This window comes from Hymenobacter glacieicola, from assembly GCF_014640315.1.
Lineage (GTDB): Bacteria > Bacteroidota > Bacteroidia > Cytophagales > Hymenobacteraceae > Hymenobacter > Hymenobacter glacieicola.
The window spans coordinates 123,573-147,437 of record NZ_BMGS01000008.1 but is presented as its reverse complement, the minus strand read 5'-3'; the positions used below and the strand labels follow the sequence as shown (position 1 = coordinate 147,437).

The 23,865-nt window shown below is 60.6% G+C and carries 14 protein-coding genes; 10 read left to right on the top strand and 4 right to left on the bottom strand.

Annotated features, from left to right (window positions below; all coding sequences use genetic code 11):
* Nucleotides 1-167: 167 nt before the first annotated feature.
* The gene (locus tag IEW18_RS15495) at nt 168-614 is read right to left on the bottom strand and encodes a DUF6678 family protein (RefSeq protein ID WP_188558779.1); all 447 of its coding nucleotides are present in this window, start codon (nt 612-614) and stop codon (nt 168-170) included.
* Here IEW18_RS15495 and IEW18_RS15490 point away from each other — a divergent pair.
* From IEW18_RS15490 to IEW18_RS15480, 3 genes are all read left to right on the top strand, one after another.
* Entirely contained in the window at nt 613-6,165 is a 5,553-nt protein-coding gene (locus tag IEW18_RS15490; RefSeq protein WP_188558778.1) for an alpha-2-macroglobulin, read from the top strand. The two genes, IEW18_RS15495 and IEW18_RS15490, sit on opposite strands and share 2 nt — an antisense overlap.
* Nucleotides 6,166-6,282: 117 nt before the next feature.
* A complete protein-coding gene (locus tag IEW18_RS15485; RefSeq protein WP_188558777.1) occupies nt 6,283-6,831 on the top strand; it encodes a transposase in 549 nt (182 codons plus the stop codon).
* A 299-nt stretch (nt 6,832-7,130) separates the two neighbouring features.
* A complete protein-coding gene (locus IEW18_RS15480; protein ID WP_188558776.1) occupies nt 7,131-7,904 on the top strand; it encodes a protease inhibitor I42 family protein in 774 nt (257 codons plus the stop codon).
* Nucleotides 7,905-8,006: 102 nt separating this feature from the next.
* On the opposite strand, the gene IEW18_RS15475 is transcribed toward IEW18_RS15480, so the two are convergent.
* Nucleotides 8,007-10,754 carry a S8 family serine peptidase gene (locus IEW18_RS15475; RefSeq protein ID WP_188558775.1) on the bottom strand — a complete coding sequence of 916 codons (2,748 nt, stop codon included), beginning with the start codon at nt 10,752-10,754 and terminating at the stop codon, nt 8,007-8,009.
* Between the two features lie 346 nt (nt 10,755-11,100).
* On the opposite strand from IEW18_RS15475, the gene pbpC reads away from it, so the two are divergent.
* From pbpC to IEW18_RS15450, 5 genes are all read left to right on the top strand, one after another.
* Nucleotides 11,101-13,548, top strand: a complete 2,448-nt coding sequence (gene pbpC, locus IEW18_RS15470) for a penicillin-binding protein 1C (protein ID WP_188558774.1) — start codon at nt 11,101-11,103, stop codon at nt 13,546-13,548.
* A gap of 365 nt (nt 13,549-13,913) precedes the next feature.
* Nucleotides 13,914-15,266, top strand: coding sequence for a TolC family protein (locus IEW18_RS15465; protein WP_188558773.1), 1,353 nt, complete (start codon nt 13,914-13,916; stop codon nt 15,264-15,266).
* Nucleotides 15,267-15,500: 234 nt separating this feature from the next.
* Complete coding sequence (locus IEW18_RS15460) at nt 15,501-16,679, top strand: efflux RND transporter periplasmic adaptor subunit (RefSeq protein ID WP_188558772.1); 1,179 nt, start codon at nt 15,501-15,503, stop codon at nt 16,677-16,679.
* 194 nt (nt 16,680-16,873) lie between these two features.
* Nucleotides 16,874-20,098 (top strand): efflux RND transporter permease subunit, encoded by a 3,225-nt coding sequence (locus IEW18_RS15455; RefSeq protein WP_188558771.1) that lies wholly within the window; start codon nt 16,874-16,876, stop codon nt 20,096-20,098.
* A 177-nt stretch (nt 20,099-20,275) separates the two neighbouring features.
* Nucleotides 20,276-21,190, top strand: coding sequence for an alpha/beta hydrolase (locus IEW18_RS15450; protein WP_188558770.1), 915 nt, complete (start codon nt 20,276-20,278; stop codon nt 21,188-21,190).
* Here IEW18_RS15450 and IEW18_RS15445 read toward each other — a convergent pair.
* Nucleotides 21,187-21,492: a hypothetical protein gene (locus IEW18_RS15445; protein ID WP_188558769.1), complete on the bottom strand. Its 306-nt coding sequence runs from the start codon at nt 21,490-21,492 to the stop codon at nt 21,187-21,189. The genes IEW18_RS15450 and IEW18_RS15445 overlap by 4 nt on opposite strands.
* Before the next feature lie 199 nt (nt 21,493-21,691).
* Here IEW18_RS15445 and IEW18_RS15440 point away from each other — a divergent pair, with 199 nt between their 5' ends.
* Entirely contained in the window at nt 21,692-22,243 is a 552-nt protein-coding gene (locus tag IEW18_RS15440; protein WP_188558768.1) for a YMGG-like glycine zipper-containing protein, read from the top strand.
* A 99-nt stretch (nt 22,244-22,342) separates the two neighbouring features.
* Complete coding sequence (locus IEW18_RS15435) at nt 22,343-22,819, top strand: DUF4440 domain-containing protein (RefSeq protein ID WP_188558767.1); 477 nt, start codon at nt 22,343-22,345, stop codon at nt 22,817-22,819.
* A 78-nt stretch (nt 22,820-22,897) separates the two neighbouring features.
* On the opposite strand, the gene IEW18_RS15430 is transcribed toward IEW18_RS15435, so the two are convergent.
* Nucleotides 22,898-23,806 (bottom strand): manganese catalase family protein, encoded by a 909-nt coding sequence (locus IEW18_RS15430; RefSeq protein ID WP_188558766.1) that lies wholly within the window; start codon nt 23,804-23,806, stop codon nt 22,898-22,900.
* Between the last annotated feature and the right edge of the window lie 59 nt (nt 23,807-23,865).

Genomic DNA, 23,865 nt, shown 5'->3' with positions numbered 1-23,865 from the left:
CGCCCGCTTGAACAAGCCACCCGGCGCAACACCGGGTTGCCGCGTTGCGGCAGAGGAGGCGCAGCCTCCACATCATGGGCTGGTCACGAGTTACGCTGCGCTAAACTCGCGCCAGTTGGGGCAGTAACTTCTTCTCGTTTGTTATTCATTACAGATTACTTCAAAAATCATCTTAACTGCTGACCGTACACTCTAATTGAACCTTTCACCGTCTTATACTCAATACCTTCGTTATTCAATCCAAGAATAATCTCATCTATAACTACAGTTACCTTCGGTGGCACAAGTCTGCCTATGTAGGTCACCACAATGGGGTCAAGCTCTATCCATTCAATATCCGATATCCTCTCAGGACCTGATACTTCAATATAGCCTCTAGTTGGCAAGCCAAAACCGCCGCGCCACTCAGTTGCCAATTCCTCATGATAGACCTTGAGTCTGATCTTACAGCAAGTATTACCTATTAAATGCTGTAGAGCTATCAATCTGTCCATATGCCTACTTCTTGAACTACTAATTATTACGAATCTCTCTTCCCCAAACCTATACATAACATAGCAGAAACGCCGTTTTTCTATACCTTCCGGCGTCCTTTCTAGCTCTTCCCTATCCATGTTTTTCCGCACCTTTTCTCGCCTGCCGCTGCTGGTGCTGCTGGCTTTGCTGTGTGCCTGCTCTAAGTCGGGCTCCGATGCGGGCCCGGACCCGAATGGCGAAGAGATTGACCCCTACCAGAACCTAGTGTTTCAGTTCACTGATGCCGTGGCTACACCCGAGCAGCAGGACCGGTGGGATACGGTGCAGGTGGTGAAGTTCGAGCCCGCCGTGCGCGGCAAATTCAAGTGGACATCGGATAGAGAACTGATTTTCTCGCCCAGCACGCCCTTTAAGCCTAGCACCGCCTTTACGGCCACGCTACGCAAAGAGGCATTACCAGAGGGCAAACGCAACGTAGAGCTGCCCGAGAACCGCCAGAAATTCCACACGCCCTACCTGCAGCTGCAGGAGCCTCAGGCATTCTGGGGCCGCTCGGAGCGGGCGGCAGGCACGGCCGAAATGCGCGTGGAGCTACCCTTCAACTACCCCGTGAAGCCCGCCGACGTGAAGCCGTTGCTCCGCGTGACACAGGATGGGCAGCCCGTGGCTTTTGACGTTAGCGGGGAGCCGGGCCAAGTGGTGCGCGTGAGCCTCAACCAACAGGTGCGCCCCGGCAGTCCGCTGACGGTGGCGCTAGGCCAGGGTCTGCGCGCCCAGGGCAGCGACCAAGCCACCACTTCCGACTACGAGAAGCAGGTGCAGGTTCCCGACCCGGAGGCGCTGGAGATACGCTCCATCACGGGAACCCTGCAATCCGCTGACCCTATTATAACTATCCTGACCAACCAGCCGGTAACCACGGGTGACTTACGAAATGCCCTGTCGGTGTCGCCGCAGGTGGCCTACGAGGTGGAGGAACTGGAAAGTGGCTTCCGGCTCAAGGGCGGTTTCGAGGTGGGCAAGAGCTACCAGGTGAGCTTGCGCCAGGGGCTGCGAGGTGGGTTAGGAGGGCATTTGGGCGAGGATTTCACCCAGACGGTGAGCTTCTCCGATGAGCGGCCCACCATCAGCTTTGCCAGCGCTGAGAAGGCCATGTACCTCGATGCGCTGGGCTCCCGCAACCTGGGCGTGCGCATCAATGAGGTAGGCCAGGTGAAAGTGACCATTGCCAAGGTCTACGCCAACAACATTCAGCAGCTTCTGCGCAGCGGCACCCAGTATGGCTACCCCGGCTCGGACAGGGAAGACTCGGGGGGCGAGGAGGAGCAGGACGAAAACGGCGAGTACGTGGACCGCTCCTACCAGTACTACGACGTGGAGAACCTGGGCAACGTGCTCACGGAGCGTACCTACACTGTGTCGGGCTTGCCGAAGGCGCAGGGGCTGCGGCTGCTGAATCTGAACCTCAAGGACCTGGAATTTGCGGGTGGTTTGAAGGGTCTCTACATCATCAAGGTGCAGGATACGGAGCGCCAGTGGCTGCAGGTGAGCAAGCTGGTGGCCGTGTCGGATATCGGGCTGATTGTGAAGCAGGGCAAGGCCGGCAGCACGCTGGTGTTTGCCAACTCCATCCGCAACGCCAAGGCCCTGAGCGGGGTGGAAATGCGCTTTATCAGCACCAACAACCAGGTGATGGGCACCGGCCTTACCAACGGTGACGGGGTAGCAAAATTCGACAGCACCGCCCAGAACGGCCGCTTCCGGCTGGGCATGGTGATGGCCCAGCAGGGCAACGACTTCACCTTCCTCGACCTGAGCCGCAGCCGCGTGGAAACCTCCCGCTTCGAGGTGGGGGGCCTCCAGAGCAACGCCGCCCGCTACCAGGCCTTCCTCTACGGCGACCGGGACCTGTACCGCCCCGGCGACACCATCCAGACCAATACCGTGCTGCGCACCGAGGATTGGCAGGCGCCGCCCAAGGGCCTGCCGGTGAAGATCAGGCTGCTGCTGCCCACCGGCAAGGAGTACGCTAGCCTACAAAAAACGCTGAACGCGGCTGGCTCCTTTGAGGCGCGCTTCCTGCTGCCCCCGGCCGTGATGACAGGTCTTTACACCTTGGAAGTGCTGACCGGCAACGACGTGCTGCTGACTTCGAGAAAGCTCTCGGTGGAGGAGTTCATTCCGGACCGCATGAAAGTGACCGTGAAAGCCTCTAGGCCAGTCGTGAAGCCCGGCCAGACGGTGGAGGCGCAGATTACGGCCCAGAATCTGTTCGGTCCGCCCGCCGCCGACCGCAAGTTTGAGGTGGAGTTTTCGCTCAAGGAGAAGGTATACTCTACCGGAAGATTTCCTGATTTTACGTTTGCCATAAACAGCGGCGACAAGCAGCGCGGTAACTATGGCGACCAAGTTTCCACGCCTATTTCAGACCGCTTCGAGAAGACCGCACGCGAAGGCACGACCGACGCCGCCGGCCGCGGCACCGCTACCTATGAGGTACCCGATTACAGTGACCTAGGCATCCTGGAAGGCGCGGCTTTCACGACGGTATTCGACGAAACCGGCCGCCCCGTAAACCGACTAGCCACCTTCGAGGTGCAAACCCAGCCGGTGCTGTTTGGGGTGAAGAACTTGGACGAGTTGGTGCAAACCCGCCAGGCCCTGCCGGTGCAGCTGGTGGCCCTTACGCCGGCTGGCACACCCACCTCGGCCCAGGCCACGGTGCGCGTGGTGCGCCTGCTCTGGGAAACGGTGATTGAGCGCCAGGGCGGCCGCTATATCTACAACTCGCAAAAGCGTGAGCAGGTGGTCTTGAGCCGCACCGTAACGGTAGCCAGCGGCGGCTCCGATGCCGGCCTGGGCTTCACGCCCACCTACTCCGGCGAGTATGAAATCCGGGTTTCCAGGCCAGGGGCCGTTACCTACGTGGCCCAGCGCGTGTACGCCTACGGCTACGGCGACACTCAAAGCAACTCCTTCGAGGTAAATAACGAGGGCGAGGTGACCATCGAGGCCGACAAGCCCAAGTATGAGCCCGGCGACGTGGCCCACCTGCTGCTGAAAACGCCCTTCCCCGGTCGCGTGCTCGTGACCGTGGAGCGCAACCGGGTGCTCGACCACTTCTACGTGAACACCGACGAGAAATCTGCTAAGGTGGACGTGCCGATTCGCGCGGGCCACGTGCCCAACGTGTACGTGACGGCCACTGCCATCCGCGAAATCAGGGACAACCGCCTACCCCTTACCGTGGCCCGGGGCTTCGTGCCGCTGACGGTGGAGAAGCCCGGCGCCAGGCTGCAAGTAGCCATTAAAGCGCCCGCCCAAAGCCGCTCCCAGACCGCCCAGACCATTGAAGTGACCACTGCCCCCGGCGCCCAGGTAACGCTGGCCATGGTAGACGAGGGCATTCTGCAGATGAAGGATTACCGCACGCCCGACCCCTACGGCTACTTCTACCAGAAGCGCGCCCTGGAAGTACAGGCCTACGATGTGTACCCCTTCCTGCTGCCCGAGCTGGGCACCAGCAGCACTGGCGGCGACGGCTACGACCTCTCGCGCCGCACCACGCCCGTGCCCAACCGCCGCGTGAAGCTGCTCGCCAAATGGAGCGGCGTACTCACCGCCGATGCCAGCGGAAGGGCTAGCTACAAGCTGCAAGTGCCCCAGTTCAGCGGAGCCGTGCGCATCATGGCCGTGGCCTACAAGAACGACGCCTTCGGTTCCGCCGAGCACACCATGCGCGTCGCCGACCCGGTAGTCATCAGCACCAGCCTCCCCCGCTTCCTCAGCCCCGGCGACACGATTGACGTGCCGGTGACTTTGACGAACACGACGCATCAGAAGATGATTGTGATGGCGAAAAACGAACTTACTGGCCCGCTTGAATCAGCCGAACCATTCATGTCTGATGGATCAGCTCCCGTAAAATTGCAGCCTGTTAGTTATGGCACTACGATTCCACCAAATACGGAACGTCGAGTAACCTTCCGCATAAAGGCGAGGCCTTCCATTGGTACCGGAAGCATTAAAATTATTGTAACCAGCTCTCCTAGCAAAGAAACCTTCACCGAAACCATCGAGTTGCCCATCCGTCCTGCTTCGCCGTTGCAGAAGCGCACGGGGGCAGGCGTAGTGGCGGGCGGTGCGGCCCAGCAGCTGAACCTGAAAACCGATTTCCTGCCTTCGTCGCTGCGGAGCCAGCTGGTGGTGAGCCGCTCGCCCATGACGGAATTTGCCAAGGACCTGCGCTACCTGCTGCAATACCCCTACGGCTGCCTGGAGCAAACTGTGTCGGCCGCTTTTCCGCAGCTGTACTACGGCGATTTGGCCGCCACGCTAGGCCAGAAGAACGGTCTAAGTTCTAAGCTCTCGGCTCTAAGCTCTAACAAGTACAACCCCAACTACCACGTGCAGGAAGCCATCCGGAAGGTGGAAGCCCAGCAGATGTACAACGGCTCCCTCAGCTACTGGCCCGGCGGCGACTACGACAACTGGTGGGCCACCGCCTACGCCGCGCACTTCCTGCTGGAAGCTCAGCAAGCCGGCTTCGATGTGAACAAAAACGTGCTCGATAGGGTACTGCGCTACCTGCAGGCCCAGGTGCGCAAGCGCGAAACCGACACCTACAACATCATCCAGGCCGGCGGCGTAATTCAGCCCGTGACGCTGGCCAAGAAGGAAGTGGCCTACTCCCTCTACGTGCTGGCCCTGGCCGGCCGCCCCGATGCCGTGGGGCTCAATTACTACAAGGCCAACCGCAAGCTGCTGCCCGAAGATTCGCGCTGGGTGCTGGCCTGCGCCTTCGCCCTCTCGGGCAACCAGCGCAGCTACCGCGAAGCCCTGCCCACCCGCTTCGGCACCTCGCCCCTGGCCGGCCGCCAGCTCGGCGACGCCTTCGCCTCCGCCCTCCGCGACGAGGCCCTGGTGCTCAACGCCCTGCTCGCCGCCGACCCCGCCAACGCCCAGGTGAACGTGCTGGCCCGCCAGCTCAGCCGCCAGGTAAAACAGGCCGGCTGGCTTAACACTCAGGAACGGGCGTTTGCGCTGCTAGCTCTCGGCAAGCTGGCGAAGAAAAACGCTGGCAGCACTGTCACGGCTAGCCTCTTGGCCGATGGCAAGGCCATTGGCAGCTTCTCAGGCAAGGACCTCACGGTAAGCAACGTGGCTAACCGCCAGCTGGCCCTGCGCACCAGCGGCAAGGGCAGCCTCTACTACTTCTGGGAAACGGAAGGCATTTCGCCCACCGGCCAGGTGCGCGAGGAAGATGCCTACCTACAAGTCCGCCGCCAGTTTCTGGACCGCAACGGCGACCCGGTTGGCTCTACCTCCTTCAAGCAAAACGACCTGGTAGTTGTCAAAATCACCATCCAGTCAGCGGAAAGCGCGGGCGAAGTCAAGAACGTGGCCATTACGGATCTGCTGCCCGCCGGCCTGGAAATCGAGAATCCCCGCATTGGGGCCGTCCGCGACCTGACCTGGGCCAAGGACGCCGCCCAACCCGACTACCTTGACGTGCGCGACGACCGGATCAACCTGTTCACGACCGTTACGCCCCAGCCTAAGTCGTTCTACTACCTCTGCCGCGCCGTGAGCAAAGGCACCTTCAAGCTCGGCCCCGTCAGTGCCGACGCCATGTATAACGCCGAGTACCACAGCTGCGCCGGCAGCGGCGTGGTGCGCGTGCGGTAGAGACGCAATAGTTGGAGTCTCGTCGCTGGTGATGTTGTGTATAGCGCGTGGTACGGGTCGTTCAACGACGAGACGCAAGATATTGCGTCTCTACACCATTTATACAAATTATATAACATGGATAACGGATTGTATCAGGACAAATACCGCGTTGCGTCAACTCGCTGGCGGGGCTACGATTACAGCCAGAATGGGGTATATTTCATTACTATCTGCACGCAAAACCGTCATCATTATTTTGGCCAGATACAGGAAGGGGTATTACCTGGCGAAGAAGCGGTATTGCTACCTACTCAGGTAGGCTTGGTGGCGCTGGAATGTTGGAAAGCAATACCTCAGCATTTTCCATTTGCTGTTCCTGATGTATTCGTGGTAATGCCTGACCATATTCATGGTATCATCTTCTTTCACAGGCCCACTACCGCTTCACCCAGCCAGAACACGTTTGGGCCGCAAAGCCAGAACCTGGCGTCTGTGGTGCGGGGCTTTAAAGTCGGGGTGAAGTCCTGGGCAACCCGTAACCAATGGCCTTTTGCGTGGCAGGCCGGCTATTTTGATCGGGTAATTCGGAATGAAGCTGAGCTGGAAAAAGCCCGGCGTTACATCGCAAACAATCCTTCTCAGTGGACTGCCGACCAAGGCAAACCAGACGGAGTGTTTCGCTAACGGTGTAGAGACGCAATATTTTGCGTCTCGTCGTTGAACGACCCATACCACGCGCTATAAAACAACATCACCAACGACGAGACTCTGACTATTGCGTCTCGTCGTTGAACGACTAGCCTAGAACCGATACCTAGCACACAACATCACCAACGACGAGACTCCAACTATTGCGTCTCTACGTCCTGGAAAGCTCAGCTGCAGCTTTTTACCCTTACATCCGTAGAGTTTCTACCGCAGCCGGCGCTTTCTAAGCGGCCGGCTGCGTTGCTGTTTATCCACTCTACTTCTAGCGCCGCGCTATGAAACTGGCCTACTTCTCCCTCTCCTGGCGCCTAATGGCGGTATTGCTTCTGGTATGCGGTGGGCTTGGCTTAGCCACTCCCGCCCGCGCCGACATCGTCACGCTCACGGCCAACGACAACGGCAAGCAGGTGCAGCTGAACGTGGGCGACCAGCTGATAATCCGGCTGCCGACTATTTCGCCGCGCTTCGGGTGGCGCCTGACGCAGACGTATCCGGGCCAGCTGACGCCAACTACCGTGCACAGCTTGCCGGGTATCAGCAGCGGCGTGCCGGGGGCACCGGCCACGTTTGAAATTCACTTTCAGGCTACCGGCACCGGGGGCCTGGATCTGGCCCTGGTTTCGGCGCAACCGGGCACGGGCTACTCTACGCTGGGCGGCTTCTTTCACGTGTTTGTGACCATCGACAAGCCCGGGGTAGCCAAAAACGTGAACGTCACGGAGTACGGCAACCACAGCCGCGTGAAAGTAAACAAAGGTGACCAGCTGCAGATTCGGCTCGATAACACCGCCGGCGCCCAGTACCAATGGGAGGTAATGCCCATAACCGATAACGTGATACAGCTCGTGACGCCTCCGCCCGCTCAGGCCGGAAAGAAGCCGAAGAAAAAGGCCAAAGCCGGCAGCGAAGAAGACGTAACGTTTCAATTTCAGGCGCTGAACCCCGGCAAAACCACGCTGCGCTTCCTCTACCGAAACGCTTCCAATAACGAAGCCCCGCCCAAGCGCGACTTTGAGCTGGAAGTGGAAGTGCCCGAGCCGCCTAGATAACCAAAAGGTAGCATGCCCCCGCAGCTACCAAAGTTGCTTCAACGAAAAAGGGGCCTGCTCGATTGAGCAGGCCCCTTTTGTTGATTGCCAGATAAACCTGACTTATTGCAAGACGAGGCGTTGTGTGGTGACGGCCGCGCCGCTTTTCACTTTGAACAGGTAGGTACCCCGCGCCAGCTCCTGGGCCTCGAAGCGCACTTGGTGCAAACCAGCTTCCTCGGTGCCGGCTACCAGGGTGCGCACTTTCACGCCCAGCGTATTGTACACCTCCACACTCACCGGGCCGGGTTGGGCCAAGTGGTAGCTGATGGTAGTTGCGCCAGTGAACGGGTTCGGATACGCTACGGTGCTGCGGTCCAGCAGGTCGGCAGTAGCCGGGGCAGCGGTGGCGGCCGTAACGGCGCTGGTGCTGGTAGCACTGGGCTGGGTTACAGCGTCGTACTGCGGGAAGGTGCGGCTCACGATGACGGCAAAATCAGCCCGGCTAACATTCTGGCTAGGCTTGAACGTAGCGTGCAGGGTAGGCTGCAGGTCGTAAGGGCCTTGCTTCACGGAGTAGTAGGCATTGATCAGGTTCAGCTCCAGGGCAATGCTGACGTAACCTTTCAGGGCGGCCGGAATGCTGGCGGCATCTTCCACCGGAATGGTTTGCCCGTTTACCTGCACCGTCAGGGGCTGGCTGTTGCGGGCCAGGGCCTGCTGCTCGAAGCCCAGGCTTTGCACCAGCGAATAGGCCAGCGAAGCGCGGTTTACGAGGCCACTAGGCGAGAAGGTACCGGCGGCCGTGGGCAGCATCACACCGCTAGCCTGGTGAAACCGGTCGCGCTGGGCCGCGCCTTTCGCCACTACCGATTCTGTCAGGAGTACTTCGGCGGCCGAGGAAACATCGGAAAAGGAACGGGCGCCGCTGAAGGGCAGCAACTGCCGGATACCCTGGCCCATGAGCAGGTAATCGGCTAGCTGAATGCGGGTAAGCGGGGCATCAGGACGAAAGCCATTGCTCAGGCCATCAACCAGGCGGTTGGTTACGGCCAGCTTGATGGAGGCCTCGGCCGGATGGCCTACAATGTCGGTGAGGTTGGTGGTGCCGGCGGCCGTGAGCACGGAAATGTTGCCGGTAACAGTTTCGGGTAGGGCTACTCCCTGCAGGCCGTCCACTTTCAGCGTCCAGGTGCCGGCTACCGGCGCGGCCACTGCCACGCTGCGGTCCGTGGTGAGCGTGAACGTCACGGGAGTACCGGAGCGGTACTGCGTCCCGTTGGGGTCAATCAGGATGAGGTTGGTGGGGTTACCGGTTTCACCCAACAGGCCCCGGGAGGAAATTTTCACCTCCAGGCTATTGGTGCCGGCGCTTACCGGGAAGGTAAACTGGTTGCCGGCGGCCAGCGCGGGGTTGTAGTTAATGGTAAAGGGCACCGTAGTGGTTTGCGCATTCACGCTGCTGTTAAAGCGGCGGCTGGCGTTAACCGTGGAGCCGTACGTGGTGGAGCGGAACGCCTGATCTACGGCGGCGTAGGCGTTTACGTAGCCAGCTCCCACCTCCCACGACTCGCGGCCGGGCATGTTGGTTGCCGTTCTCTGCAACAGCTCCTTCACCTGGGCCGGGTTCAGCGTTGGCTTGGCTTCCAGCAACAAGGCCACAATGCCGGCTACGTGGGGCGTAGCCATAGAAGTGCCGCTGCTGTGAGTGTAAAACGGAACCTCGCCGGGCTGCAGCACTTCCACGTCCTGCTGGGCACCCAACGACGATACCGGGGCAATGGCACGGGTCGAAACCACATCTACACCGGGCGCTACCAGTGCGGGTTCGTTCTTATAGGTCCAGGTTTCGCCGTCTACGGTAAATGTGCCCTGCTCACCCCGCACGCCGCGCGAGGAGAAATCAGCCAGCAGCCCGTTCCGGTCACCGGCGCCCACCGATATAGTCCAGGGCGCAATGGCGTAGGGGTTGTGCGTATCGGCGCCGGGGCCTTCGTTACCAGCCGCGAATACGACTACCATGCCCCGGTCGTAGCACTTTTTGGTGGCCACGTTCATCGGGTCGTTGGGGTCGAAGTCGCCGCTGCTCCCGAAGGAGTTGCTAATCACCCGAATGTTATACTGAAACTGGTGGGTAAGGGCGTAATCAAAGCCGCCAATAGCATCGAGCACCAGCAGGGCGCCGCCGGAGCCGTAGCCCAGCAACGAGGCGCCGGGCGCTACCCCTTCGTACTTCCCGCCGGAGCGGGCCCCGGTGCCGCCTACCGTGCCGGCGCAGTGGGTACCGTGCCCCGAGTTGGTATCCGTGTTCGGCACGCCTTCAAGGTACGTTACCGGCAACAGGGCGCTAAGCGAGTTCAGGTTGGTGGAGCCCAGCGTGTTCTGCACCAGGTGAGAGCCAAACTTGATGTCCTCGTGGGTGCCATCCACGCCACTGTCGTTGATGAGCACCCCCACGCCCTTACCCGAAACCGGCAGGCCGCCGTTGCGGGCCGTCATCTGCTGATCGGTGCGCAGGCGCTTGACGCCCGTCAGGTGCGTATCGTCGAAATTGTAATAGTCGAGCCGCTTGTTGATGTAAAGGGAGCGAACTTCCGGATTCTGGGCCAGCGCATTTACCTGCGCCGCGGTAGCCATAATGCCGGCTACTGGCAGGGCCCGCAGCGTAATACCGCGCGTAATGCCCAGCCGCTGCAACAACCCTAGTTGCGCCAGGCCAGGCGCCCCGTTGCCCTTAAAAGTGACAATTACCTGAGCCGTTGGGTTGGTGCTCAACGCCTTCCGCAACTCGGGGTCAACGGTGGCTTGCCCAAACGACACGCTGATGCTAGCGCCCGCCAGCGCCAGCGTGAGAATAAATTTGCTTTTCATGTAAAGGTTGTGAAATAGGGAAAGGATTAGGACGACGACGGCAGCGAAGTGTACTTATCAGTGAGCGAGTGGCCAGCTACAACCCACGACTGTTGCTACTCCTGCTGCACAGTCACGATTACTTACGCGCAACGGCAATATGCAGATTTACCTTTTTTGAAATTATTTCAACTATACACCCCGTTATCTATCAAATTATTAGCTATATCATTCATTCTTCGCCATTTACGCAACAAATGAGCTATTATCTTAAAACTCAGCAGTAAAGCAGATTCACAGCCCGGGTAGGTCATAACCGCCCCCGACCAGGCAGTGGAATCATCTGGTGGCCGGTATATTTGAGGCCATGAACCGGCGTGTTGTCTTGCGTAGTCTGGGAGCTTTGGGGGTAGTGCTGCTGGTGCTCTTCACCGGCCTCGATCTGGCATTTCCGCTGCCTTCTGCCCCGCAGTACTCGCCCCTGGTACTGGCCGCCGATGGCTCGGTGCTGCACGCCTACCTTAACCCCACCCAGAAGTGGCGGATGAAAACGGAGCTGCGCGAAATCACGCCGGTGCTGCGTAAGGCCATCATCGAGAAGGAAGACCGGTGGTTTCGGTGGCATTTTGGGGTGAACCCGGTGGCTCTGGTGCAGGCGGCGGGGCGCAACCTGTTTGGCCGGGGGCGCACCACGGGAGCCAGCACCATACCCATGCAGGTGGCCCGGCTACTGGAACCCAAAGAGCGCACCTTGGGCAATAAGTTGCTGGAAATGCTGCGCGCCACGCAGCTGGAACTGCACTACAGCAAAGACGAGATTCTGCAGCTTTACCTGAACCTGGTGCCCTACGGCGGCAACGTGGAAGGCGTGAAGTCGGCGGCCCTGCTCTACTTCCAGCAAACGCCCGACTACCTCTCCCTGGCTCAAACCGTAACGCTGGCCATCATCCCGAACCGCCCGCGCGGGCTGATATTGGGCCAGAACAACGCGGCCGTGCTGCGGGAGCGGAACCGGTGGCTGCGGCGCTTCGGGGCGGCGGGCCTGTTTCCGCGGCAGGACGTGGAGGACGCGCTGCTGGAACCCCTGGACGTGCAGCGCCACGCCGCGCCCACCCTGGCCCCGCACCTCTCGCGCCGGCTGGTACGGCAGTTTCCGCGCCAGGCCATTATCCGCAGCAGCTTGCAGCGCGGCAAGCAAAGCAAGGCCGAAGACCTCACCCGTAACTACGTGCGTCGCCTCCACGAGCTGGGCATTACCCAGGCCGCCGTGCTGGTCGTCAGCAACCGTACCCGGCAGGTAGAGGCCTACGTGGGCTCGGCGGATTTCCACGACTTCGGCAGCCAGGGCCAGAACGACGGGGTAGTGGCCGTTCGCTCGCCGGGCAGCACGCTCAAGCCGTTTCTGTACGCCCTGGCCATGGACCGGGGCCTGGTGACGCCCAAACTGCTACTGCCCGATGTGCCCACCAACTTCCAGGGCTACCGCCCCGAGAACTTCGACAAGCACTGCAACGGCGAAGTGACGCTGGAACGGGCCCTGGCTTACTCGCTTAACATTCCGGCCGTGCGCGTGCTCAATCAGCTGGGCGTGCCCACCTTCACCGACAAGCTCCACCAGGCCGGCTTCCAGAGTGTGACGCGCAACCGCACCCGCCTGGGCCTGAGCAGCATTCTGGGCGGCTGCGGGGCTTCGCTGGAGGAATTGACAAACCTGTACGTGACGCTGGCGGCGGGCGGGCGGTACGAGGGGTTGCAGTTAGTAGCCCCGCCCGCCGCGACGCCTTGCCCCCAAGCCCCCTCTCCGGAGGTAAAGGAGAAACTAACTGCTAGTTTTTCCAGCGCTAAAAAATCGTCAGGCCCCCTCCTTTCCCTCTCCGCCGAGGGGAACCGGGAGGATAAGGCCACCCGCCGGGAGCCAGCCGGCCAGCAGCTCATTTCCCCCGCTGCGGCCTTCCTTACTACCGACATCCTCGCCCAGCTTACCCGTCCCGATTTACCGCTGGGTGCGGCCAGCAGCCTGCGTCTGCCCAAGGTGGCCTGGAAAACCGGCACCAGCTACGGCCGCCGCGACGCCTGGAGCATTGGCTACAACCGCGAGTATACCATTGGTGTGTGGGTGGGCAACTTCAGCGGCCAGGGCAGCCCGGCCCTCACGGGAGCCGATGTGGCCACTCCCCTGCTTTTTGACCTGTTCAATGCCCTGGCCTACAACTCGCCCAACGATTGGTTTGCCCCGCCTGCTGCCCTGGATTTTCGCTTGGTGTGCGCCGAAACCGGCCTGGTGCCCGGCGAGAACTGCCCAAACCAGGTAATCGACTATTTCCTGCCCGGCGTAAGCAACGGACAGCGCTGCCAGCACCAGCGCGAAGTACTGGTTTCTGCCGATGGCGGCTTCACCTACTGCCGGGCCTGCGCACCGGCGGCGGGGTTTCGGCGCGAGCTGTACCCCAACCTCCTACCCGAGGTAGCGGCATATAAAGAGGCCCGGGGCATTGCCTACCGCCGCCTGCCCCCGCACAACCCCCAGTGCCAGCTAGTGCGTACCGATGCCGAGCGGGCGCCCAGCATCACCTCCCCTACCCCCAACACCGAGTACGTACTCAACCGCCGCGAACAGCAACAGCTACTGCTCAGCTGCACTACCCCCAGCGAAGTGCGGCAAGTGTACTGGTACGTGAACGACCAGTTCCTACGGGCCGCCGCGGCTACCGAGCGGGTATTTTTTCAGCCCACACCTGGGCCGCTCAAAATCTCCTGTGCCGACGACCACGGCCGCAATACCAACGTGCTGGTAACCATCACGGAGCTGGACTAAAGCTCCGGCAGACGCCAGGCAAGAAGAATGACCTGGCCCGACGGGCCTGGGCGCAGGGGTGTGCGGAAGAGGGACCCACGGAGCAGATGACAAACTTTCTTTTGCGCCGCCGCTAACATTTGAGCCGAGAGCCGGTTTACCTGCCTTGGAATCTGCAGGAAGAATATTGTTCGGCCTGAATGCTCCTGTCTGGGCCCACAATGGCTCACCAACCAGCCTATTTTTTTCACGAATAGCAGGCGTAGCAGGCAGCGCGGGCAAAGCGGGTCGTGTCCTTGCGCCTGAGGTCGGAACTAGTGACTGGTATGCAGAGGGTAGCCAGTGGTGCTTTAGCTACCAGGTGTGGTAGCTGCTTTTACTAGGATATGAAACACATAAAACGGGTGCTACGGCTGCTTTTCAGCTTTACCCTGCTTGCCCCCGCGTGGGCTCAGGCTCAGCCCACAACGCCACCGCCGCCCAGCAACCAACTAACGCTGGAGCAGTGCCTGCAGTACGCGCTGCAAAACCAGCCGGTGCTGCGGCAGGCCCGCCTCGATGAGGAAACCAACGAGGCTACCATCCGCATCGGGCTGGCCGGCTGGCTACCCCAAGTCAACCTGAATGCCACCGGCCAGCACTATTTCCAGCTGCCCTACACCGTATTTCCCAACGCGGAGGGCATAAGCGTGCCGCGCCAAATCGGCCTGAAAAACACTTCTACCGTGGGGTTGGCGGGCACCCAGGCCCTGTACAACAACGACGTGCTGCTGGCCCTGCGCAGCGCCCGGCCTTCGCGCCAGTTCTACCAGCAGAACACCACCGGCGTGCGCATCGATGTGGTGACGGATGTGAGCAAGGCCTTTTACGACGTGCTGCTTTCCCAGCGCCAGTTGGATGTGCTCAACGAGGACATTCTGCGGCTCCAGCGCAGCCTCCAGGATGCCCGCGCCCGCTACGACGCCGGCATCGTGGACAAAACCGACTACAAGCAGGCCGAGATTCTGCTCAACAACTCTATTGTGGCGCGCAAGCAGGCCATTGAAGCCATCAAGGGCAAGTCGGCGTACCTGCGGGAGCTGATGGGGGTAGCCGGCCAGCAGCCGCTCACGCTGCAGTACGATACGCTGCGGCTAATGCAGGATGCCTTCGTGGATACCACCGTAACGCTGGACCCCACCAACCGCATCGAGTTTCAGCAGCTTCAGACCCAGAAGGCCCTGCAGTCGGCCCAGATTAGCTACTACCGCTGGGGCTTTCTGCCGGCTGTGTCGGCCTTTGGCAACTACAACGCGGTGTTCCAGAACAACAACTTCGGCGACTTGTATGGCCAGCGCTTCCCCAACTCTTTTGTCGGCTTGCAGCTGAGCTTGCCCATCTTCCAGGGTATGCGGCGCCTGCAAAACCTGCGGCGGGAGCGGCTCACCGATCAGCGCATCGACCAGGATATTCTGGCCACCCGCAACCGCATCAACACCGAGTTTGAGCAGGCCCTGGCCACGTACAAAGGCTACTACACCGACTACCTGTTTGGGCAGCGCAACCTCGCCCTGTCCAAGGAAGTGTACTCGGTAGTGAACCTGCAGTACCGGGAGGGCATCAAAACCTACCTCGATGTAATTGTGGCCCAGACCACCCTGCGCACGGCCCAGCTCAACTACTACAGCGCCCTATTCCAGGTGCTCAGCAGCAAGGTTGATCTGCTCCGCGCCCAGGGCAACCTGCCTACCTCCTATTAACAGTAAGAATGCACGCTTTAGCCTGCGTCTTCAAAATGAAATGGGACCTGCTGCGCTTGTCGAAGCGTCTCTACCGCTGGCTAACTCATTCGTGAGAACGAAGCGGTAGAGATGCTTCGACAAGCGCAGCAGGACGTTCTGGTCTGACAATATCAGCCAACCGAAACGCTTCGGCTCCGCAAAACCCGCTCTGATTTCGATACTCCTTCCTTTCGCCGCTCCTGCTACCCTGATATGAAAAAAACAATTCTTGCCCTTTCTTATGCCGCGGGCCTGTTTGGCTGGGCCAGTTGCGGCAAAAAAGAAGAGGAAAAAGCGGCCGGCCCGCCGCCCGCCACGCCCGTTACGCTGGTAGCCGCCCAAGCCACCGACGCCGTGTACTACGACGAGTATCCGGCTACCGCCGTGGCCATCAACAACGTGGAGTTGCGCAGCCAGGTCGCCGGCTTTATCACCCAAATCTTCTTCAAGGAAGGCGAGGTAGTGACCAAGGGCAAGCCGCTTTATGAAATCGACCGGCGCAAGTATCAGGCGGCTTACCAGCAGGCGTTGGCCAACCTGAGCGCTACCCGCGCCACCGCCCAGAACGCCCAGATAAACCTGAACCGCTACGAGCGGCTGCTGGAGCAGGACGCCGTGGCCCGCCAGCTTGTCGACAACGCCCGCACCAACTACGCCACCACCCAAAGCCAGATTGCCGTGGCTCAGGCCGCGGTAGCCGCCGCCCGCACCGACCTTGATTATTCCCTGATCAAGGCGCCCTTCACGGGCCGCATCGGCATTTCGCAGGTGCGCCTGGGCTCCCAGGTCAGCCCCGGCTCTACCCTGCTCAACACCATCAGCGGCGAGGACCCCATGGGCGTTGATTTTGTCATTAGCGAAGCCAACCTGGGCTTGTTCACGGAGATGCAGCGCAGTGCTGCCGGCGCCGCAGACTCCACCTTTTTGCTGGAGCTACCCGATGGCACGCGCTACAACCAGCCGGGCAAAATCTTGGCCATTGATCGGGGCGTGAGCCAGGGCACCGGCACCGTCCAGGTTCGGGTGCAGTTCCCCAACCCCAAGCGCGAGCTAAAGGACGGCATGAGCACGGTGCTCCGGGTGCTTAACCGCCAGTCGGGCCGCCGCATTGTGGTGCCCTACAAAGCTATTGTGGAGCAAATGGGCGAAAACTTCGTCTTCGTGGCCGGTGACAGCAGCAAGGCCTACCAGCGCAAAGTGCAGCTCGGCCCGCGCCTGCGCGACCGAATCGTGGTGCTAGAAGGTATCAAGGCCGGCGACCAGGTAGTAACGGAGGGTTTGCAGCGCCTGCGCGACGGCGGCAAAATCCAGACCGGCACGCCCGCCCAGGCCGGCGGCCCGGCCCAGGGTGGCGGAGCAGGGGCCCCGGCTGCTGGCGGAGGTGCCAGGTAGTCGCACACCTGGCCAAGGGGCGTCAGGCCGCGCTGATCGAAGCATCTCTCCCGTGAGTAACTCTACTTGTTACACCGAAGCGGTAGAGACGCTTCGGTGGGGCGCAGCACGACGGTTCTTGTTTTCCCAATGAGCGTTCAGCTCCATCAGCAACGCGCTACCAGCTATTGGCTGTAGCCCAAGCTATCCATAACATGATTGCAGAAACCTTTATCCGGCGCCCCGTCACGGCCATTGTCACCTCCCTGGTGATTGTGATGGTGGGGGTGCTGGCCATCCTGAATCTGCCCGTGGGGCAGTATCCGGAAATTACGCCGCCCACGGTATCGGTGAGCGGCACCTACACCGGCGCCGACGCCCAGACCGTGGAGCAGACCGTCGCCACGCCCGTGGAGGTGCAGGTGAACGGCACGCCGGGCATGACCTACCTGCAAAGCAACAGCACCAGCAACGGGCAGATGAGCATGACGGTGAACTTCGAGGTCGGCACCGATATCAACATTGCCGCCCTCGACGTGCAAAACCGCGTGGGCATTGCCCAGCCGACCCTGCCCCAGGAAGTGCAGCGCCTGGGCCTGGTAGTGCGCAAACGAAACCCCAGCATTCTGATGCTGGTGGCCCTGTACGCGCCCAAAGGCTCGCACAACACCACCTTCCTGGATAACTACGCCAACGTATTCATCAAGGATGCCTTGCTGCGCACCAAAGGGGTAGGCGACATTGTAAGCCGGGCCGATGACTTCTCCATGCGGGTGTGGCTCAACCCCGATAAACTTTCCCAACTGGGCGTGACGGCCCAGGAAGTAACGGCCGCCATTCAGGAGCAGAACGCCCAGATTGCGGCCGGCTCCATTGGCGCGCCGCCGGCCCAAACCGGCCAGACGTTTGAGTACATCGTCTTCGTAAAAGGCCGCCTCACCAACACCGAGGAATTCGGCAACGTCATCGTCAAAACCCGCCCCGAGGACGGCTCCGTGGTGTACCTCAAGGACGTGGCCCGCCTGGAGCTGGGCAAGTTCAACTACGCTAACAACTCCTTCGTGGACGGCAAGCGCGCCGCCTACCTGCTCGTGTACCAGGCCCCCGGCGCCAACGCCCTCGAAACCTACGAGAACGTGAATGCCACCATGGAGCAGCTCAAAAAGCAGTTCCCCGCCGACCTCAACTACGTGGTGCCGTTCGAGGCCGCCAGCGTGGTAAAAGTATCCATTGAGGAAGTGCTGCACACGTTGGTGGAGGCCCTGCTGCTGGTAATTGTGGTGGTGTACCTGTTCCTGCAAAGCTGGCGCTCCACGCTCATTCCGGTGCTGGCCATTCCGGTGTCTATCATCGGTACCTTCATTATGTTCATTCCGCTGGGCTTTACCATCAACACCCTTACCATGTTCGGCTTCGTGCTGGCCATTGGCATTGTGGTCGATGACGCCATTGTGGTGGTGGAAGCCGTGGAGCACAACATGAACGAGCGGAACATGAGCCCCCTGGACGCTACCCTGGCGGCCATGCGCGAAATTTCGGCGCCCGTTATTGCCATTGCCCTGATTCTGGCGGCCGTGTTCGTGCCGGTGGGCTTTATCCCGGGCATCACGGGCCGCTTGTACCAGCAGTTTGCCATTACCATTGCCATTTCGGTCTTGATTTCGGCCTTCGTGGCGCTTTCGCTCACGCCGGCCTTGTGCGTGCTGCTGCTCAAGCCCCACAAGCGCGACGAGAACTCCCGTGGCCTCGACCGGCTGTTCTTCAAGTTCAACACCTGGTTTGACAAGGTGACCAGCAAGTACGGCAACGGCGTGCAGCGCGGCATCAAGCACTCCCGCTTCGTGGTCGTGATTCTGGTGTGCATTGTGGCCGGCACGGGTCTGCTGTTCGCCAAAAAGCCCTCCAGCTTTATCCCGACCGAAGATGAGGGCCGGATTATCGTGACGTTCAACTTGCCCGAGGCTTCCTCCACGGAGCGCACGGTGAGCACCCTGAAGGAGATTATGAAGGAGCTGGGCCAGATTAAAGGTATCCGTCACTACGCGGGTCTGGGTGGGTTGAATGCGGTGAACTTCTCCTCTAAATCGAGCAGCGGCACGGTGTTTTGCCAGCTTCAGCCCTGGGAGGAGCGCAAAGACAAGGAAGTGCAGCTGCAGGGCCTGATTGCGACCGTGCAAAAGCGCCTGAGCCGGCTCAAGGAAGCCAACATTGTGGTGATTTCGCCGCCCGCTATTCCGGGCCTGGGCAACACCGGCGGCTTCAGCTTTATCCTGCAGGAGCGCGAGGCCGGCGGCGACATCAAGAACTTCGACGCCCAGCTCCAGAACTTCCTCGGGGCCCTGCGCAAGCGCCCCGAAATTGCCGCGCCCTTCTCCTTCTTCACGGCCAACACGCCCGGCTATCAGCTCACCATTGACCGGGAGAAAGCCAAGAAGCTGGGCGTGTCCATCTCCGACATTGGCACGGCTTTGCGCACTTACCTGGGTTCGGCCTACGTGAACGACTTCACGGTGTACGGCCGCAACTTCCGCGTCGTGACCCAGGCCGACTCCATGTACCGCGGCGACATCAGCAATCTGGGCCAGTATTACGTGCGCAACAGCCAGGGCGGCATGGTGCCCCTGAGCACCCTCACCAGCTATAAGCGCACCGAATCGGCCCCGCTGATTTCGCACTACAACCTGTTCCGCTCCGCCGAAATCAACGGCAACGCGGCCCCCGGCTACTCCTCCGGCGACGCCATCCGGGCCCTGCAGGAAACGGCGGCCCAATCCCTACCCCAGGGCTACGGCTACGAGTTTTCGGGCCTGACCCGGGAGGAGCTGCTGGCCGGCGGGCAGACGGTGTACATCTTTGCCTTGTCGCTGGCTTTTGTGTTCTTGTTTCTGGCCGCGCTGTATGAGAGCTGGTCGGTGCCGTTTTCGGTGCTGCTCGCGGTGCCGGTAGGCGCGTTCGGGGCTATTCTGGCCCTGACCTTCCTGCCCAAGCTCACCAACAACGTGTATGCCCAGATTGGTCTGATTACGCTGATTGGTTTGTCGGCCAAAAACGCCATTCTGATTATCGAATTCGCCAAGGAGCGGGTCGATAAAGGCATGCCCCTGGTGGATGCTACCCTGGAGGCCGTGCGCCTACGCCTGCGCCCGATTGTGATGACCTCCCTGGCCTTTATCCTGGGCGTGCTGCCGCTGGTGTTTGCCTCCGGCGCGGGCGCCCAAAGCCGCCAGACCATCGGCTGGACCGTGCTCGGCGGCATGCTCTCGGCCACGGTGCTGGCCATTTTCATCGTGCCGGTGCTCTACGTGCTCATTACCCGTTTCGCCTACGGCAAAGAAAAGCTGGCCGAGCTGGAAGCCAACTACCAACCCGACGAAGAGCACGGCGGCCCCGCCCCTGACGCCCCCGGCCAGGGCCAACGTCCTGCGCCTAGCCCCGCCTAGGTATGGGTAACAGGTAGCAGGAAGTTAGCAAAAGCAGAACGTCATGCTGAGCGCAGTCGAAGCATCTCTACCGTAGGTAACTTACTCGTTACAACGAAGCGGTAGAGATACTTCGACCAGCGCCGCATGACGTTCTTTTTTACTTTAAATGCCCTGCTTCTCCCCTACCTTGCCGCTATGCGTAACCTTCTCTCCTTCCTATTCTGCCTTCTTGCCGTGACGTTTACTCAGGCCCAAAACCAGCCGGTACTTCCGCTTTATTCCGGCGCCATTCCGAACGCCAAGCCCAGCAGTGTGCAAGAGGTAGTGGACAAGCAAGCCAGCGGCAGCATCCGAATTTCCAAGGTGGTGCAGCCCACCCTCACGGTGTACAAACCCGCCAAAGCCAACGGCACGGCCGTGGTTATCTGCCCCGGCGGTGGCTACGGCCTGCTAGCTATGGACCACGAAGGCTACGATGTGGCCCGGCGCCTGAATGAAATGGGCATTACGGCTTTCGTGCTGAAATACCGCCTGCCCAATGCCCAAAGCCAAACCGATAAATCCGTGGTGCCCTTGCTCGATGCCCAGCAGGCCCTGCGGCTGGTGCGGCAGCGCGCTACGGAGTTTGGCGTGAACCCGGGCCGGGTTGGGCTGCTGGGCTTTTCGGCCGGTGGGCACCTGGCTGCTACGGCGGGCACGCACTTCGCTACCCCAGCCAGCGGCCCTCAAGGTAACACCTCCGTGCGGCCTGATTTCCTGGTGCTGCTTTACCCGGTTATCAGCTTTTCCGAGGAACTCATGCACGCCGGTTCCCGCACCAACCTCATCGGCGAAAAACCGACTCCCACGCAAATCCAACTGTATTCCAACGAGCTGCAGGTTTCTGCCCAGACCCCGCCTACCTTCCTGGTGCACGCCGCGGATGACCAAGTGGTGAAAGTGCAGAACAGCCTGGTTTTCTACGAGGCTTGCCTGCAACATAAAGTGCCCGCCGAAATGCACCTGTACCCGCACGGCGGCCACGGCTTCGGCATGCTCAACCCCACTACCAAAGACAACTGGACGGACCGCCTCCAAAACTGGCTGGATGCCGGCGGCTGGCTGCGCTAAAGCAGCTCTTCCCAGCCTACCTCCGCGCCGCTCCACCATACCTCGGTGCCGGTGGGTACGGGCCCCGCCCTTTCCTGGGTGAGCAGCAGGGCCCGGATGGCCGGCTCTTCGGTGCGGGCTATTTCCTCTACGGTGGCTATTGCTGTTTCCTGGTGGCCGGTGGGGTAGCGCAAGGTGAGCCGCAGGGCCGTGTGCAGGGCCAGTTCCCGGAGTTCGGGGCCCGCGTTTGCCGGTAGCAGCAACAGGCCCAGGCCGGGTAGAGAAAAAATTTTATCAACCCGGAATAGTAACGTTTCTTCCATAGCTAACTGTACGCGAAAACCTTTACAGCAGAGAGCTAGAGCCTGTTTTTACTTGACTGCTGGGATAGAAAAAGCCGCCTGCTTTTCCCTGTTTCCGGGCTGAACCCGGGGCAGATTCGGTTCGTATTGGCATGGTGCTTGTAAAACTGAGTTCAGGGCTGCTGATCAACTGGCCCGCTCACCCTAAATTTCTCTTGACATGAAAAAGGTAAGTTTGCTTCTCGCCCTCGTGATGTTCTTCACTACCATTGCCAGCAGCTTTGCTCAAGACCGCAAGGTTAGCTCCAGCGCCAAAGGTGCCATTATTGGTGGCCTGGGCGGTGCCGCCGCGGGTGCTCTGATTAACAAGCGTAACCGCGTAGTAGGTGGCGCCGTGGGCGGTGCCGCTGGGGCCGGCCTGGGCTACAGCATCGGCCGGACCGCCGACAACAAGCGCCGCGCCGAGGCCGCCCGCGTAGCGGCCGCCAACCGTGCTGAGCAGCGCCGTGCTGCCGCTTACCGCGCCGGCATTGCCCGCGGCGAAGCCAAAGCCCGCGCTAACAACAACGCCGCCCTGGCTGCTGCCGCTGCTGCTCCGGCTGCCGCTGCTGCTCCGGCTGCCGCTCCTGCCATGATGAACAGCTTCGGCGCTCCGGCCGCCGCTGCTGCTCCTACCTCGCTGGCCATGAGCTCGGCTTACCTGCCCAACAACAACTACGGTGCCCGCGACGCGGCTTATCCTACCTCGGAAGTACGTCGCAAGAGCTGGTAGTCCCGCTTTTTCCTGTAGCTTCAACGCCCAGGCCCCCGGGCCTGGGCGTTTTGTTTCCTTCTTTTTCTCCCCGTTCTGCCTCACCTAACCTCTGTTCCCATGAAACCTTTTTTTGGTTTTCTGCTCGGGAGTGCCGCTTTGCTGGCCTCCTCCTGCTCGGCGCCTAAGCCAGATGACGCCGCTGCTGCTGTAGATGTAAAAAGCCTCAACCAGCAATTCATCGGCGCCTGGAACGCCAAAAACACGGCGGCCCTCGACACGCTGCTGGCCGACGATGTGCAGTACGCCCAGGGCGCTACCCGTTTTAATGGCAAGTCAGAAGTTTCAGATAAGTGGGTGCGCGCCACTATGGGTACCATAGCCGACCTGAAACTCTACGGCACCAGCGCGGGCACCGACGCCAACACAGCCTACGAGGCCGGCACTTTCTCCACGGAAGTACTGCCCGAGGCCCCCGGCCAGCCCAGCGGCGAAGGCGAGGGCAACTTTATCCTGCTCTGGAAGAAAAACAAGAAAAATGCCTGGAAGCTCAGCTACGTGCAGCTCGAGGGCCTGCCCGTGAAAGTCAGCAACTAAGCCTGCCCCTGCTAGCATTACGCAAAAGCCCCGACCAACCGGCCGGGGCTTTTTCTTGTTCTAAAGTGGCTTCTGCTATCAGCTGTCAGTAGTGGAGGTGCCCCCGCTGCCGCTCAGTGCACCTTCAATCTTGCTCGTGACAGTGCCAATCAGGGAGTCAACAGGTGTCATCTGCTCTTTCTGGGCGAAAGCGCCCGGCACGGGTGGGGCCAGTTTGGGGATGCCGCCCAGCGGAGCAGCTTTTTCCACGTGGAATTCACCTTTCCCATCGAGCGAGGGGCCCTGGGTCCAGCGGCCGCCCTCGGTAGTATCGGAGCCGATATAGGTGCTGACGAAGGCGTAGTTGAAGCCCTGCACTTCTTCGCTCTGCGGGAAGCTGTTAGGTACTGGCATGGAGCGTAGGCCGCCGTTTTCTTCAATGACGGCCATCCACTGGTTTTGGTGCATGGTGTCGCGGGCAATTAGGAAGGACAGGAAATCCTTCATGCCAGCGTCGTCGGTCATGTGCCAGAGGCGGGTTGCCAGGGTGCGGCCCGTAGCTTCGGCCGCCACGTTGCTGTACATATCGGCCACAATATTGCCACTGCCTACTACCCACGAGCCGTTGAACGGTACCCCATTCGCATCCACGGCCAAGGCGGCCATGCCCGAGGAAAGAATGTGGCGCGGGTCCATGCCGCCCATAATGGCGCCAACTACTTTATCGTTGGCAAACTCTTCCTGCATACTGGTAGGAGCACCTTCCAGGTTAAGGGCTACTGCCGTGGCCAGCATTTCAATGTGGCCTATTTCCTCCGTACCGGTTTCAAGCAACATGTTGCGGTACTTCTCCGGGCCGCGGTTGCCCCAGGCCTGAAACAGGTATTGCAGGCACACCCGAATTTCGCCTTCGATGCCGCCAATGGCTTGCTGCAGCATGCGGGCAAATACAGGATCAGGTTTGTCCACCCGGACTTTGTACTGGAGTTGTCGGTCGTGATAGAACATACGGTGTAGGTGAAGGGTGAAAGAACAGACAGGCATCCTATTCAGCCGAATAGGCTTCT

Excerpts from the sequence above, each read along its gene's own strand:
- IEW18_RS15490 (WP_188558778.1), top strand. The coding sequence starts at position 613 with ATGTTTTTCCGCACCTTTTCTCGCCTGCCGCTGCTGGTGCTGCTGGCT.
- IEW18_RS15495 (WP_188558779.1), bottom strand. The coding sequence starts at position 614 with ATGGATAGGGAAGAGCTAGAAAGGACGCCGGAAGGTATAGAAAAACGG.
- IEW18_RS15485 (WP_188558777.1), top strand. The coding sequence starts at position 6,283 with ATGGATAACGGATTGTATCAGGACAAATACCGCGTTGCGTCAACTCGC.
- IEW18_RS15480 (WP_188558776.1), top strand. The coding sequence starts at position 7,131 with ATGAAACTGGCCTACTTCTCCCTCTCCTGGCGCCTAATGGCGGTATTG.
- IEW18_RS15475 (WP_188558775.1), bottom strand. The coding sequence starts at position 10,754 with ATGAAAAGCAAATTTATTCTCACGCTGGCGCTGGCGGGCGCTAGCATC.
- pbpC (WP_188558774.1), top strand. The coding sequence starts at position 11,101 with ATGAACCGGCGTGTTGTCTTGCGTAGTCTGGGAGCTTTGGGGGTAGTG.
- IEW18_RS15465 (WP_188558773.1), top strand. The coding sequence starts at position 13,914 with ATGAAACACATAAAACGGGTGCTACGGCTGCTTTTCAGCTTTACCCTG.
- IEW18_RS15460 (WP_188558772.1), top strand. The coding sequence starts at position 15,501 with ATGAAAAAAACAATTCTTGCCCTTTCTTATGCCGCGGGCCTGTTTGGC.
- IEW18_RS15455 (WP_188558771.1), top strand. The coding sequence starts at position 16,874 with ATGATTGCAGAAACCTTTATCCGGCGCCCCGTCACGGCCATTGTCACC.
- IEW18_RS15450 (WP_188558770.1), top strand. The coding sequence starts at position 20,276 with ATGCGTAACCTTCTCTCCTTCCTATTCTGCCTTCTTGCCGTGACGTTT.
- IEW18_RS15445 (WP_188558769.1), bottom strand. The coding sequence starts at position 21,492 with ATGGAAGAAACGTTACTATTCCGGGTTGATAAAATTTTTTCTCTACCC.
- IEW18_RS15440 (WP_188558768.1), top strand. The coding sequence starts at position 21,692 with ATGAAAAAGGTAAGTTTGCTTCTCGCCCTCGTGATGTTCTTCACTACC.
- IEW18_RS15435 (WP_188558767.1), top strand. The coding sequence starts at position 22,343 with ATGAAACCTTTTTTTGGTTTTCTGCTCGGGAGTGCCGCTTTGCTGGCC.
- IEW18_RS15430 (WP_188558766.1), bottom strand. The coding sequence starts at position 23,806 with ATGTTCTATCACGACCGACAACTCCAGTACAAAGTCCGGGTGGACAAA.